This is a genomic window from Pseudomonas sp. HR1, assembly GCF_030175875.1.
Taxonomy (GTDB): Bacteria; Pseudomonadota; Gammaproteobacteria; order Pseudomonadales; family Pseudomonadaceae; genus Chryseomonas; species Chryseomonas oryzihabitans.
Map to the genome: position 1 here is coordinate 1057327 of NZ_JASNRF010000001.1, position 13983 is coordinate 1071309.

Annotated in this window: 13 protein-coding genes; 7 read left to right on the forward strand and 6 right to left on the reverse strand. The window is 66.0% G+C overall.

Annotation, left to right across the window (positions count from 1 at the left end; genetic code table 11):
* Positions 1-35: 35 nt before the first annotated feature.
* The 4 genes from QKY98_RS04800 (at position 36) to glmS (ending at position 4711) form a co-directional block, all read left to right on the forward strand.
* Positions 36-461 carry a F0F1 ATP synthase subunit epsilon gene (locus QKY98_RS04800; protein WP_007160117.1) on the forward strand — a complete coding sequence of 142 codons (426 nt, stop codon included), beginning with the start codon at positions 36-38 and terminating at the stop codon, positions 459-461.
* Positions 462-615: 154 nt separating this feature from the next.
* Positions 616-1983: a bifunctional UDP-N-acetylglucosamine diphosphorylase/glucosamine-1-phosphate N-acetyltransferase GlmU gene (gene glmU, locus QKY98_RS04805; protein ID WP_027598716.1), complete on the forward strand. Its 1368-nt coding sequence runs from the start codon at positions 616-618 to the stop codon at positions 1981-1983.
* 54 nt (positions 1984-2037) lie between these two features.
* On the forward strand, positions 2038-2808 hold the full coding sequence (locus QKY98_RS04810) for a DeoR/GlpR family DNA-binding transcription regulator (RefSeq protein ID WP_284670424.1): 771 nt from the start codon (positions 2038-2040) through the stop codon (positions 2806-2808).
* Between the two features lie 67 nt (positions 2809-2875).
* Positions 2876-4711, forward strand: a complete 1836-nt coding sequence (gene glmS / locus QKY98_RS04815; RefSeq protein ID WP_042134960.1) for a glutamine--fructose-6-phosphate transaminase (isomerizing) — start codon at positions 2876-2878, stop codon at positions 4709-4711.
* An 18-nt stretch (positions 4712-4729) separates the two neighbouring features.
* Here the strand turns inward: glmS and QKY98_RS04820 are convergent, their stop codons facing one another.
* Positions 4730-5065, reverse strand: a complete 336-nt coding sequence (locus QKY98_RS04820; protein WP_223855391.1) for an NADH:ubiquinone oxidoreductase — start codon at positions 5063-5065, stop codon at positions 4730-4732.
* Positions 5066-5132: 67 nt separating this feature from the next.
* Here QKY98_RS04820 and QKY98_RS04825 point away from each other — a divergent pair, with 67 nt between their 5' ends.
* Positions 5133-6089, forward strand: a complete 957-nt coding sequence (locus tag QKY98_RS04825) for a CobW-like GTP-binding protein (protein ID WP_284670425.1) — start codon at positions 5133-5135, stop codon at positions 6087-6089.
* A 185-nt stretch (positions 6090-6274) separates the two neighbouring features.
* Positions 6275-7183 carry an energy transducer TonB gene (locus QKY98_RS04830; protein ID WP_235389885.1) on the forward strand — a complete coding sequence of 303 codons (909 nt, stop codon included), beginning with the start codon at positions 6275-6277 and terminating at the stop codon, positions 7181-7183.
* A 4-nt stretch (positions 7184-7187) separates the two neighbouring features.
* Here QKY98_RS04830 and ybaL read toward each other — a convergent pair whose 3' ends face one another.
* The 5 genes from ybaL to QKY98_RS04855 all read right to left on the reverse strand — a co-directional run bounded on the left by ybaL (position 7188) and on the right by QKY98_RS04855 (position 11779).
* The gene (gene ybaL, locus QKY98_RS04835; protein ID WP_284670426.1) at positions 7188-8894 is read right to left on the reverse strand and encodes a YbaL family putative K(+) efflux transporter; all 1707 of its coding nucleotides are present in this window, start codon (positions 8892-8894) and stop codon (positions 7188-7190) included.
* Positions 8895-8968: 74 nt separating this feature from the next.
* Complete coding sequence (locus tag QKY98_RS04840; protein WP_007160109.1) at positions 8969-9451, reverse strand: acyl-CoA thioesterase; 483 nt, start codon at positions 9449-9451, stop codon at positions 8969-8971.
* Positions 9452-9511: 60 nt separating this feature from the next.
* Complete coding sequence (locus tag QKY98_RS04845; protein ID WP_007160108.1) at positions 9512-10270, reverse strand: SDR family NAD(P)-dependent oxidoreductase; 759 nt, start codon at positions 10268-10270, stop codon at positions 9512-9514.
* A 69-nt stretch (positions 10271-10339) separates the two neighbouring features.
* Entirely contained in the window at positions 10340-10741 is a 402-nt protein-coding gene (locus QKY98_RS04850) for an SMI1/KNR4 family protein (RefSeq protein ID WP_007160107.1), read from the reverse strand.
* Between the two features lie 180 nt (positions 10742-10921).
* Positions 10922-11779, reverse strand: a complete 858-nt coding sequence (locus QKY98_RS04855) for a Tim44 domain-containing protein (RefSeq protein WP_027600496.1) — start codon at positions 11777-11779, stop codon at positions 10922-10924.
* A gap of 271 nt (positions 11780-12050) precedes the next feature.
* Between QKY98_RS04855 and QKY98_RS04860 the strand changes: the two genes are divergently transcribed.
* Positions 12051-13811: a cation:proton antiporter gene (locus tag QKY98_RS04860; RefSeq protein ID WP_027598708.1), complete on the forward strand. Its 1761-nt coding sequence runs from the start codon at positions 12051-12053 to the stop codon at positions 13809-13811.
* Positions 13812-13983: the final 172 nt, after the last annotated feature.

A 13983-nucleotide genomic window follows, 5' to 3' on the forward strand; every position in this document is an offset into this window, starting at 1 on the left:
CCGCGCCCGGCGACGGGCGCTCTTAGAGGCACGCTATGGCCAAGACAGTCCAATGCGACATCGTCAGCGCGGAAGGGGAAATCTTCTCCGGCGCGGTGGAGATGATCATCGCCCACGGCCACCTGGGTGATCTGGGTATCGCCCCGGGCCATGCGCCGCTGCTCACCGATCTGAAACCGGGCCCCATCCGCCTGGTCAAGGCCGGGGGCGCCGAGGAGGTGTTCTACATCTCCGGCGGTTTTCTGGAAGTGCAGCCGAATGTCGTCGAAGTGCTGGCCGATACCGCCAGCCGCGCCGGTGACATCGACGAAGCTGCCGCTCTGGAAGCCAAGCAGCGCGCCGAGGCAGCACTGAGCGACAAGGGCACGGAGTTCGACTACACCGCTGCCGCCACTCAGCTCGCCGAAGCCGCCGCCCAGCTGCGCACCATCCAGCAGCTCAAGCGGCAGGCCAAGCGCTAAGCGCAAGGTCAGGCTGTAACGACAAGGGTAGCTTCGGCTACCCTTTTCTTTTGTCGCCCGAAAAGTGGGCGAGAAATTTCGCGTGGTCGGACTTGCAAGGCGCCTGTCGCCTTCGGTCGCCGGCTCGTCTCTTCCCTCTGTCTCCGAGGTTCCGATGTCCCTGGAAATCGTCATCCTGGCTGCTGGCCAGGGCACCCGCATGAGATCCGCTCTACCCAAGGTGCTGCATCCCGTGGCCGGTCGCAGCATGCTGGGGCATGTCCTCGACCGCGCCCGCGAATTGCAGCCGGCCGGCATCCACGTCGTCATCGGCCATGGCGCCGACCAGGTCCGCAGCCAGCTGGCCGCCGACGACGTCAGCTTCGTGGTCCAGGCCGAGCAACTCGGTACCGGCCATGCCGTGGCCCAGGCGGCGCCGGCGCTGACGGCGGAGCGGGTATTGATCCTCTATGGCGACGTGCCCCTGATCCAGACCGAGACCCTGCAGCGCCTGCTGCAGCAGGTGGATGACAGCCATCTGGCGCTGCTGACCGTGGAGCTGGACGATCCCACCGGCTATGGCCGCATCCTGCGCGATGAGCAGGGGCGGGTAACCGCCATCGTCGAGCACAAGGACGCCAGCGACGCCCAGCGCGCCATTCGCGAAGGCAATACCGGCATCCTCGCGGTACCCGGTCGGCGGCTGGCGGACTGGCTGGGTCGCCTGTCCAACAGCAACGCCCAGGGCGAGTACTACCTGACCGACGTCATCGCCCTCGCGGTGGCGGACGGCCTGACCATCGCCACCAGCCAGCCGGCGGACGCCATGGAAGTGCAGGGCGCCAACGATCGCCGGCAACTGGCCCAGCTGGAGCGGCACTTCCAGCAGCGCGCCGCCGAGCGCCTGATGCTGCAGGGCGTGACCCTGCTGGATCCCCTGCGTTTCGATCAGCGTGGCCAGGTCGAGGCGGGTCGCGACGTCTCCATCGACGTCAACGTCATTCTCGAAGGCCGGGTGGTGCTGGAAGACGGCGTGAGCATCGGTCCGAATTGCGTGATCAAGGACAGCGTGCTCAAGCGCGGCGCCATCATCAAGGCCAACAGTCATCTGGACGGCGCCGTGGTCGGGGAGGGCGCCGACGTCGGTCCCTTCGCCCGTCTGCGCCCGGGCAGCGAACTGGGCAGCAAGGCCCATGTAGGCAACTTCGTCGAACTCAAGAACGCCCATCTGCAGGACGGCGCCAAGGCCGGTCACCTGACCTATCTGGGCGATGCCAGCATCGGTGCCGGCAGCAACATAGGCGCAGGCACCATCACCTGCAACTATGACGGCGCCAACAAGTTTCGAACCGAAATCGGCGCGGACGTCTTCGTGGGTTCCAACAGCTCGCTGGTGGCGCCGGTCAGCCTGGGCGCCGGCGCGACCACGGCGGCAGGCTCGGTCATCACGGCGGACGTTCCGGCTGATACCCTGGCGCTGGGGCGGGCGCGGCAGGTCAACAAGACCGGCTGGCAGCGACCGAAGAAGGCCCCCAAGGCTTGACGCCGGCCTGCTATTAGGTTTTGATTCGATCCATTATCTTTCGAATCGAAATCTATGACCCGTCGCAACACCGCCCAGCGTCGCCATGCCATCCTTGCCCAGCTCCAGGAGCAGGGCGAGGTCAGCGTGGACGAACTGGCCCGCCAGCTGGAGACCTCCGAGGTCACCATCCGCAAGGACCTGGCCGCCCTCGAGCGCAATGGGCTGCTGCTGCGCCGCTACGGCGGTGCGATGGCCATGCCCCAGGAGCTGCTGACCGAGGCTCCGCCCCAGGCATCGCCCTTCAAGCAGGCCATCGCCAGGGCCGCGGCGCGGCGCCTGCGCGAACATGCACGGATCATCGTCGACTGCGGCAGCACCACGGCAGCGCTGATCCCGCAACTCGATCGCCGTCCCGGGCTGGTGGTCATGACCAATTCCCTGCAGGTGGCCACCGCCCTGCGCGAGTTGGAACAGGAACCCATGCTGCTGATGACCGGCGGCACCTGGGATCCGCACTCGGAATCCTTCCAGGGGCAGGTCGCCGAGCAGGTACTCAGATCCTACGACTTCGACCAGCTGTTCATCGGCGCCGACGGCCTCGATCCGGAGCGCGGCACCACCACCTTCAACGAGCATCTGTCGCTGTCGCGGGTAATGGCCGAGGTGGCGCGCGAGGTGGTGGTCATGGCCGAGGCGAGCAAGCTGGGCAGGCGAATTCCCAATCTGGAACTACCTTGGGAAAGGGTGGACGTGCTCATCACCGATGAGCGACTGCCCGCCGAGGCGGCCCGGGCGATCAAAACCCAGGGGGTGCAGGTCATCTGCGCCCCGGTGGATAACTAGACAATCAGGTCATCCACAGCCGGCCCCGCCGGGTCGTTGTGGATAAGACAGGCAAGGGGAGGTAAGCATGTGTGGAATCGTCGGCGCCATTGCCGAGCGTAACATCACCGCCATTCTGGTCGAGGGTCTCAAGCGCCTGGAATACCGTGGCTACGACAGCGCCGGCCTGGCCCTGCTGGATGCCCAGGGCGAGTTGCAGCGCCTGCGCCGCATCGGCAAGGTCAGCGAACTGGAAGCGGCCCTGTTGGCCGATCCCCTGGCCGGTCGCCTGGGCATCGCCCACACCCGCTGGGCGACCCATGGTGCGCCCACCGAAGCCAATGCCCACCCGCATTTCTCCCAGGGTGACGTGGCGGTGGTGCACAACGGCATCATCGAGAACCACGAGGCCCTGCGCGCCCAGCTCAAGGCCCAGGGCTATGTCTTCACCTCCCAGACCGACACCGAGGTCATCGTCCACCTGCTGCACCTCAAGCTGCAGGACAGCGGCGACCTGACCACGGCGCTGAAGGCGGCGGTCAAGGAGTTGCACGGCGCCTATGGCCTGGCGGCGGTCTGGCGCCAGCAGCCGGATCGCCTGGTGGCGACCCGCAGCGGCAGTCCCCTGGTCATCGGCCTGGGTCTGGGCGAGAACTACCTGGCCTCTGACCAGCTGGCGCTGCGTCAGGTGACCGATCGCTTCGTCTACCTGGAAGAGGGTGACGTGGCCGAGATCCGTCTGGATCAGGTCAAGCTCTGGGACGTGAACGGCGCGCCGGTCCAGCGCGAGACGGTGCAGTACCACGAAGGCAGCGAGGCCGCCGACAAGGGTGCCTATCGCCACTTCATGCTCAAGGAGATCCACGAGCAGCCCAGCGTGGTTCAGCGCACCCTGGAAGGCCGTCTGGGTGACGGTCAGGTCTTGCCCGAGGCCTTCGGTCCGGCGGCGTCAGAGTTGTTCGCCAAGGTCCGCCAGGTCCAGATCGTCGCCTGCGGCACCAGCTTCCATGCCGGTTCGGTGGCGCGCTACTGGATCGAGGAATACGTCGGCATCCCCTGCCAGGTGGAGGTGGCCAGCGAATTCCGCTATCGCCGCGTCGCCGTCAGCCCAGACACCCTGTTCGTCACCATCTCCCAGTCGGGCGAGACCGCCGATACCCTGGCCGCGCTGCGCATGGCCAAGCAATCCGGCTATCTGAGCAGCCTGGCCATCTGCAACGTGGCGACCAGCTCCCTGGTGCGCGAATCCCAGCTGAGCTTCCTGACCCAGGCCGGTCCCGAGATCGGTGTGGCCTCGACCAAGGCCTTTACCACCCAGCTGGTTTCGCTGCTGCTGCTGACCTTGAGTCTAGGTCGCTGCCAGCAGCGTCTGGCTGCCGCCGTCGAAGCCGAGCTGGTGGCCGAATTGCGCCGGCTGCCGGCGCGGCTGGACGAAGCCCTGGCCATGGACAAGACCGTGGAAAAGCTGGCGGAATCCTTTGCTGAGAAGCACCACACCCTGTTCCTGGGGCGTGGCGAGCAGTACCCGGTGGCCATGGAGGGTGCGCTCAAGCTCAAGGAGATCTCCTACATCCACGCCGAGGCCTATCCGGCCGGTGAGCTCAAGCACGGTCCGCTGGCGCTGGTGGATGCCGACATGCCGGTGGTGACGGTGGCGCCCAACAACGAGCTGCTGGAAAAGCTCAAGTCCAACCTGCAGGAAGTGCGCGCCCGTGGCGGTCAGCTGATCGTCTTCGCCGACGAGCGTGCCGGCTTCGAGGAAGGCGAAGGCACCCGCATCGTGCCCATGCCGCACATCCACGATGCGCTGTCGCCGATCCTCTACACCATCCCGCTGCAGCTGCTGTCCTACCACGTCGCCGTGTTCAAGGGCACCGACGTGGACCAGCCACGCAATCTGGCCAAGTCGGTGACCGTGGAATAAAGGGTTCCACGTGGAACCTCAGGGCACGCGCCAGCTGCCCTGATTCTGCTGCCGACAGGCGACGGCCAGGAAGCGGCCGTCGCCGGGCTCGCCGTAGTAGTGGATATCCTGTCGATAGGGCACGCCCGGACTGCGGGCGCCCTGGCAGATGCCGATCTCGCCGACCGGACAGCGGTCGACGAAGCGGACCTCGGTCTGCTGGTCCTTGAGCTGCGGCTGGCAGAAGCCGTCGCGAAACAGCTGGGCGGGGATGTCGATATTGCTCTGGCAGACCTGCACGTCCACACTGCCCTGACGACTGCGGATCACGCAGGCATCGGCGAGCGCCAGTGACGGCAACAGCAGCAGAGGCATCAGCAATCGCCACATTCCAGCCCATCTCCCTGATGAAATCGCCACTCTAGCATTCGACCCTCCCGCCATGCGCCTCGCCGATATCAAGACCCATGTGATCGCTGGCCCTCTGGGCGCCGGCAAGACCACCCTGATCCGCCAGCTGTTCGCCCAGCGCCCCACCCACGAGCGCTGGGCGATCCTGGTCAACGAATTCGGCCAGGTCGGACTCGACGCGGCGCTCATGACCCGGGACGACGACGGCCTGGCGATCGCCGAGGTCCCGGGTGGCTGCCTGTGCTGCGTCCAGGGCGTGCCCCTGCAGGTAGCCCTCACCCGACTGCTCAGACGGGCACGACCGCAGCGGCTGTTCATCGAGCCTTCCGGCCTGGGCCATCCCGCCAGTCTCTATCGGCAACTCCAGGCGCCGCCCTGGACCGGGGTGCTGAGTCTGCAACCGCTGATCTGGGTGGTGGATGCCAGGCAACTGCTGGAGGGCCAGCCCTTGCCGGACGCCCAGCAGCAGGCGCTGGGCCAGGCCGGCCTGATCGTGCTCAACAAGAGCGCGGGCCTGGAGCGGGCAGGCTTGCCGGCGCAGTTGGGCGATCGGCCGCTGTACTGGACCGAAGGCGGGCGGATCGCCCTGCCCGACCTGCCCCTGGCCGACGGTGAAACCTCGAGCGACGGCGAGTTACCCGAGCCCGAGTCGGCGTCCGCTCCGCAGGCGCTGTTGCTGTCCGGACGCCCGCTGCGCTTCAGCCATACCCTGGAGGGCCACCACGCCGTCGGTTGGCGCTGGCATCCCAGCCACAGCTTCGACGGCCCGGCATTGCTGGCGCTGCTGGGCGGTCTCCCCGGGCTGCTCAGGCTGAAGGCGGTGCTGCAGCTGGCGGAGGGCTGGCAGGCCTACAACGGTCTGGCCGGGCAGGGCGCTTGGGAGCCGACCCTGTGGCGACGCGACAACCGGCTGGAGTTGATCCTGGAGGAGAAGCCGGACCTAGAGGCCCTCGAAAAAGCGCTGGGCGGGACCATTCGCGACATTTGAGGTTGCCAAATTTGTTCAGCTAATGATAATGATTATTAAATTTACTTCCTCTGCGTATTGCTCCCATGGCTCCGACGTCTCTTGCCAAGCCTGAACCTCTCGTAGTCGCTGCGCATACCGATGGCGATGAGCTGGAATCCGTCCAGGGACCCGTCAGGGCCGCCCAGGCAAGCGATGTGGAGCCCGTGGCAGGGGTCAATGCCAAGCGTAGCGAACCCTCGGCCACCATTCTGTCGTTCCGCATGCCCGAGCGTAACGAAGAGATCCTGACCCCGGTATTGACCCCGGTCGGCGCTGCGGAACCGGGCGAGCAGCCACCCCGGGGTCGCGGCTGGGGGGCCGCCTCGGCGCTGTCGCTGATCATGCACGCCAGCATGGCCGCGGCGCTGTTCCTGGTGGTCCAGGCGCCACCGGAGCTGAAGATCGCCAAGGGCGACGAACCCATGCAGGTCAGCTTCATCCAGTTGCCCAAGCCGGTACCCGAGCCGCCCGCGCCGACTCCGGCACCGCCCGCGCCACCGCCGCCGCAACCCGAACCGCCGCCACCGGAGCCGCCCAAGCCCGTGGAACCGCCGAAACCGGTGGAGCCGCCCAAGCCGGTGGTGGAAAAGCCCAAACCCAAGCCTAAGCCCAAGCCGGTCGAGCACAGCCAGCAGAAGCCGCTGCCGAAAAAGGTCGAGCCCGCGCCGGAGCCGGTGGCTCAGGCCGCACCGGCGCCGGCCCCCGCGCCTGCGGCCACGGCTGCGCCCAGTCAGCCGGCGCCGGCCGCCGCACCGTCCGGTCCGCCGAAGACCGCCGGCCTGCCCACCGGCAGCATCGACGACGCCGACATCCGACCGATCAAGATGACGCCGCCGGAGTATCCGGAAATGCTGCGTCGTCGTGGTGTGGGTGGCGAGGTGCGGGTGATGTTCACCGTGACCGCCGACGGTCGACTGGCCGACATCCAGGTGCTGGAAGCCTCCAACAAGCAACTGGAGCGCGCGGTGCTCGATGTGCTGGGCGAATGGCGCTTCGCCCCCCGGGTCTCCGGCGGCCAGATCGTCCCCCGCAAGGCCACCAAGACCTTCAACTTCAAGATCCAGCGCCGCTAGGTCGCTAGGCGGCGGAGCCCCTGGGCTCCCCGGGCCGCTCCAGGCCCAGATAGCGGAACATGCCATGGGCGATCTCGCGTTCGCCCATGATCACCTCGTCCACGCCATGACGCTCCAGATGGCGGATCTCGTCTTCGTGATGGGCGCGGGCGAGGATAGGCAGTTCCGGCGCCAGCTCGCGGGCCCGGCGCGCGATCTCGGCGGCCTCGAAGCCGTTGGGAATCGCCAGCAGCAGGGCCCGCGCCTCCTCGAGCTTGGCCCGTGCCAGCACCTTGTCCTGGGTCGCGTTGCCGAGGATCGCCTTGAATCCCTGCTGGCGTAGCGCCGTGACATGTTCCGGTTCGTCCGAGATCACGATCAGCGGCGGATCCTCGCGATCCAGACGATCGCAGAGATAGCGGCCCACCCGTCCATAGCCCACCAGCACCAGGTGACCCCGTTGCGCCACTGGCTCGGGTTCGTCGTCCAGTTCTGGCGCATGCTTGCCCTTGGCATTGATCAGCCGGCGGCCTTCGCGACGCTCCATCCAGGGCTGCAGCAGGTCGATGCCGTGAAACAGCAGCGGATTGAGGATGATGGAAATGATGGCGGCGGCCAGGATGAGGTCGTGAGCGCCCTGGTCGAGCAGTTTCAGCGACAGGCCGAGGCTGGCGAGGATAAAGGAGAATTCGCCGATCTGCGCCAGGCTGGCGGCGATGGTCAGGGCCACGCTCAAGGGGCGACGATAGGCCAGGACGATCAGAGTCGCGGCGATGGACTTGCCAAAGACGATCACCGCCACCGTGGCCAGCACCGCCAGGGGTTGTTCCAGCAGGATCTCCGGATCGAACAGGCAACCCACGGAAAAGAAGAACAGCACGGCGAAGGCTTCGCGCAGGGGTAGCGAATTCTCCGCCGCGTCGTGGCTGAGTTCCGATTCGTTGAGCACCACGCCGGCAAAGAAGGCGCCCAGGGCGAAGGACACCCCGAACAGCGACGCCGAGCCATAGGCGATGCCCATGGCGATGGCCAGGGTCGCCAGGGTGAAGAGTTCGCGCGAACCGGTACGGACCACCCGGGCCAGCAGCCAGGGGATGACGCGCCGGCCCACCAGCAGCATCAGCGCGATGAAGGCGCCAACCTTGAGCGCGGTGAGGCCCAGCTCCAGCCCCAGGCTCTGGCCCGCCTCTTCGCCGCTGTCGCCACCCAGCGGCCCGGCCAGCGCCGGCAGTACCACCAGGGCCAGCACCATCAGCAGGTCTTCCACGATCAGCCAGCCCACGGCGATGCGACCACGTCGGCTTTCCACCATCTGGCGTTCTTCCAGGGCCCGCAGCAACACTACGGTACTGGCCACCGACAGCGACAACCCGAACACCAGGCCGCTACCCAGCCCCCAGCCCAGGAAGTGGCTCACCCCCATGCCCATCAGGGTGGCGGCGGCGATCTGCACGATGGCGCCGGGGATGGCGATGCGTTTGACCGCCAGCAGATCCTTGATGGAGAAGTGCAGACCCACGCCGAACATCAGCAGGATGACGCCGATTTCGGTCAGCTCCTTGGACAGTTCGGGATCGGCGACGAAGCCGGGCGTGAAGGGGCCGGCCGCGACCCCGGCGAGCAGATAGCCAGCGATGGGCGGCAGGCGCAGACGGGTGGCGAGGATGCCGAAGGCAAAGGCCAGGACCAGGCCGATCGCCAGGGTGGATATCAGAGGGGTGTCATGGGACATGCTGGCTCCAAGGATTTGGATTGCCAGATCCTGGAGCCGCTGCCGTCGAACGACGGCGACCTAGCCGGCAAAACTCAAAAGGTTTCCTTGAGTGCCTGATAGCGCTCTTGAAGTTCCCGACGGATCTGCCGGCGCTGCTGGGCCTGCACACAGCGCCGCTTCTCGTCCGCGGTCACGGGTTCCAGCTGGGGCACGGGGCAGGATTTGCCGTTCTCGTCCACCGCCACCATGGTGAAGAAGCAACTGTTGGTGTGGCGCACCGAACGCTGCTGGATGTTCTCGGTGATGACCTTGACGCCGATTTCCATGGAAGTGGTCCCGGTGTAGTTCACCGAGGCGAGAAAGGTCACCAGTTCGCCGACATGCACCGGTTCGCGAAAGATCACCTGATCCACCGAGAGGGTCACCACATAGCGTCCGGCATAGCGGCTGGCGCAGGCGTAGGCCACTTCGTCGAGGTGCTTGAGCAGGGCGCCGCCGTGGACATTGCCGGAAAAGTTGGCCAGGTCCGGGGTCATCAAGATGGTCATGCTCAACTGGTGGTTGCCGGCTTCCATGGGCGAATCCTCGAGGGGGAAATCCTGTAGACGGCGCACCGACGCCGTCTGTCACAGCCGTCAACGGCCGGCGGACAGCCCGAAGTCGATGGGCAGGTCGGCGCCGGAAATGGCCGCCGCCTGGGGCTGGCAGAGGAAGTAGACGAATTCGGCCACCTCTTCCGGCTGGATGAAGCGCGCGGTGTCACCCTGGGGATAGCGATTGAGCAGGTTGCGGCGATACCCGGCCGGATCGCCGCTGCCATAGTGGGCGGCCTGGAAGTCCAGCATGGGGGTGTCGATGTCCCCTGGCGAGACGGCATTGACCCGTACCCCATCGCGCGCCAGCTCCACCGCCAGATTCTGGCTGAAGAAGCGCACCGCGGCCTTGGCCGCGCCATAGGCCGCCGCGCCGGCGATGGGCTGGCGTCCGGCGCCGCTGGCGACGTTGATGATGACGCCGCGATTTTCCTTGAGGAAGGGGATGGCCGCCGAGCACATGAAGAAGGTGGCCTTGAGATTGACCGCCATCACCAGGTCGTAGTCGTCCTCGGTAAAGGTCTCGACCTCGCCTTCGCGCCAGATGCCCGCCGCGTTGATCAGGGCATCCAGGCGCCCGGTACGGGCCATGACCTTGCTGACCAGGGAACGGCAGCCCTCGGCGCTGGAGATATCGGCGGTCACGCTGGAATCCAGGCCGACGATGCCGTTGAGGCCATGCAGGCCCTCGGCATCGCGGTCGGCGGCGGCGACGCGCCAGCGACTCTGGGCGAAGCGTTGCGCCAGGGCGCGGCCGAGGCCGCCCGCGGCACCGGTGATCAGGACGACGGGAGTGCTCATGACGCATCCTCCGTAAGTGATGGCCTTATCCAGACCCATGCGCAGCGGGGTCGTTCAGTAGCGGGCCGGTCAGCTTTCCAGCCAGACGTCGCGCGCCCAGACCCAGACCGAATCCCAGGATTCGTCGGTCAGGTCGCCATCTTCCCACAACAGTACCTCGCCTTCCTGGCTGACGCAGTAGTAGCCGTCGTCGCTGGCGCAGAGGGGGATGTACTCGCGCGGCAGGCCTTCGTCCCAGGCGGTGGCAGCCACTTCCGGCAGGTAGGTATGGGACTGGGGATCGGTGACGGTCACCGGCTCGATGCGGCCATAGACCACGTCGCTGACGGTCAGCAGGAACTCGCGGAATTCCGGCGGCAGGCTGATGAGCAGTTCTTCCTCGATCTCGACCAGCAGGTCTTCGTCGGGCAGCTCCAGGGGTACGGGAACGGGTTCGTTTTCTTCACGCAGGCGTTCGATGACGTCTTCCATAGCAGGCCTCTCTCGAAATGCGCACCGGATAAAGGGAAAAGAGGCGCGCAAGGTTAGCAGTTCAGTCCGGGATAACGGCAGCTTCCGTGCGGACTTGATAGCGGTTTCGAGAGATGTTCGGCAGGCGGCGCCCATGAAAAAGCCCGGCTTAGAGCCGGGCTTTTCGGTGACGCGCCCTTATCAGGCGTTCTGGCGGATACCGGCCAGCAGCCAGGGCTGGTTCTCGCCGGCCATGCGCTCCATGCGCCAGCTTTCGCTGAACGGCTGGCCCTGGTCGAAGCGCGATTCCTTGGATACACCGTTGAAGGTGATGGTGGCGATGGTCTTGCCCTGCAGATCCTCGACACCGTCGAGGGTGGCGTTCAGGTTCTCGATGTAGGTGGACTGGAAGCCCTCGCCCAACGCGGCGCGCTCGTCACGCAGCCACTGCAGCATCTGCGGGGTGACGAACTCGGAGATCTTGTCCATCTCGTTGGCGTCCCAGTGCTGCTGCAGGTTCATGAAGTGCTCGCGACCGGCGGCCACGAAGCGCTCGGCATTGAACCAGCTCGGTGCGTTGATCACCGGCGCGGCGCCAGCGGCGGCACCGCCGAACAGACCGCCATTGTTGGGCTGGTTGGGCATCTCGCGCTGCATCGGCGCATGACCGGCGACGGCGGGCTGCGGACCGGCCTGCTGCTTGCGACGGGCGATCAGGCGGAAGATCACGAAGGCGATGATCGCCAGGATCAGGAAGTCGAAGAACTGGAAGCCTTCGAAGCCGTCACCCATGAACATGGAGGCGAGCAGACCACCGGCGGCAATACCGGCCAGCGGGCCGAGCCAGCGCGAGGCACCACTGGGACGGGCGGCGGCGGCGGCGCCAGCACCGGCGGCGGGCGCGGCCATGCCCGGCTGCTGGGTCGGCGCGGCCTGGCGGGTCTGGTGAATGGGCGCGGCGCCAGCGGACTTGCCGGCGCCCATGCGTTTGGCATTGGCATCCAGGCTGAGCGTGAGGCCCAGGCACAGGATCATGAAGAAGCTCATCAGGCGTTGCATGTGGTGTTCTCTCTGTGAAGAGTCTGGTGTTGAATACATCTTGCGCTGCCCGGTCAAGTACAGCCAGCGTGAATTGTTTCGGTATTTTGCCCTGTCGGCGTTACCTGGAAGCAGGGCGCCAAGTGCTTACGACCGTTGAAAATTTCCAAGCACATCAATCTATTACAGATTTTTGCAAAATCCGTCACAAGAGTTTGCAGATGCTAGTCTTGGACTCCAGTCAGCGCAGGTGTCGGGAGAGTGCCCGGCCCGTCATAGGAGGGCCCGGCCGATGCATGCTCTAGCTTTTATCCAGGACATGGCCGTCATCATGCTGGTGGCCGGCGTGGTGACCATCCTCTTCCACCGCCTCAAGCAGCCCGTGGTCCTGGGCTACATCCTCGCCGGCTTCATCATCGGACCCCACACCCCGCCATTCGGTCTGATCCACGACGAAGAAAGCATCAAGACCCTCGCCGAGGTGGGGGTCATCTTCCTGATGTTCAGCCTCGGCCTGGAATTCTCGCTGCGCAAGCTGTTCCGGGTGGGTGCCACGGCCTTCATCGCCGCCTTCCTCGAGATCAGCCTGATGCTCTGGCTGGGTTACCAAGTGGGCCAGATGTTCGGCTGGTCGCATATGGATTCGCTGTTCCTCGGCGCCATCCTGGCCATCTCCTCGACCACCATCATCGTCAAGGCGCTCAACGAGCTGAAGATGAAGCACGAGCGCTTCGCCCAGCAGATCTTTGGCGTGCTGATCGTCGAGGACATCCTCGGCATCGGCATCATCGCCCTGCTGTCGGGCCTGGCGGTGAGCGGTTCGGTGGAACCGGGCGCGGTGGCCTCGACCCTGGGCAAGCTGAGTCTGTTCATGATCGTGGCGCTGGTCATCGGCATCCTGCTGGTGCCACGCCTGCTGGCCTACGTGGCCAAGTTCGACAGCAACGAGATGCTGCTGATCACGGTGCTGGGGCTGTGCTTCGGCTTCTGCCTGCTGGTGGCCAAGCTTGAATACAGCGTGGTGCTGGGTGCCTTTCTGATCGGCGCCATCATGGCCGAGTCGCGGCAGCTGCTTAAGATCGAGAAGCTGGTGGAACCGCTGCGCGACATGTTCAGCGCCATCTTCTTCGTCGCCATCGGCCTGCTGCTCGATCCCAAGGTGCTGGTGGAATACGCCTGGCCGATCACCGTGATCAGCGTCGCCGTGGTGCTGGGCAAGATCCTCGCCTGCAGCCTGGGGACCCTGATCGCCGGCAACGATGGCCGGACCTCGCTGCGGGTCGGCATGGGCCTGGCGCAGATCGGCGAGTTCTCCTTCATCATCGCCACCCTCGGGATCACCCTGGGCGTCACCAGTCATTTCCTCTATCCGGTGGCGGTGGCCGTGTCGGCGATCACCACGCTGCTGACACCCTATCTGATCAAGGCCGCCGATCCGCTGGCGCTGTGGATCGGCCGCTGGTTGCCGCAGCCCATGCAGCGGGTGCTGGGCATCTATGGCGAATGGCTGCGCAGCATCCAGCCCCAGGGCGAGAAGGCGGTCCTGGCCGGCATGATGAGGCGCATCCTGCTGCAGGTGGGCATCAACCTGTCGCTGGTCATCGCCATCTTCCTTGGCGGCGCCTATTTCGCCGGCGGCCTGGCCGGCTGGCTCAGCACCTGGATCACCGATCCCGATCTGCAGAAGGCCTGTATCTGGGGCGGGGCCCTGCTGCTGTCGCTGCCCTGCCTGATCGCCGCCTATCGCAAGCTCAAGGCCCTGGCCATGCTGATGGCCGAACTCAGCGTGCGGCAGAACCAGGCTGGCCGCTATACGCAGCCGGTACGGCGACTGGTCAGCGAGCTGATCCCGCTGCTGTCGCTGGCCGGCATCCTGGTGCTGCTGGCCGCGCTGAGCAGCAGCATCCTGCCGCGTGGCGAGCTGCTGCTGCTGATCGGCCTGGTCGCGGTGGTGGTGATCGCGGTGCTGTGGCGCTGGTTCATCCGCGTCCATTCGCGGCTGCAGATCGCCTTCATCGAGACCCTGGAACAGGACAAGGGCGGACACCCTTAGGCCGCTTTTGCGGAATCCAGCCATTGCCCACCGGGGATCGACGCGGCAGAATCGCTCTAAGTCGGCCGTTTGAATAAGCGGATCGATGGCAAGGGAATGCGCAATGCAGGAAATGGGCTTGGCCGCTTTCTGCCGTCCGGCAATCTCCCACCGGCGGTCAGGCTCTTTTCCT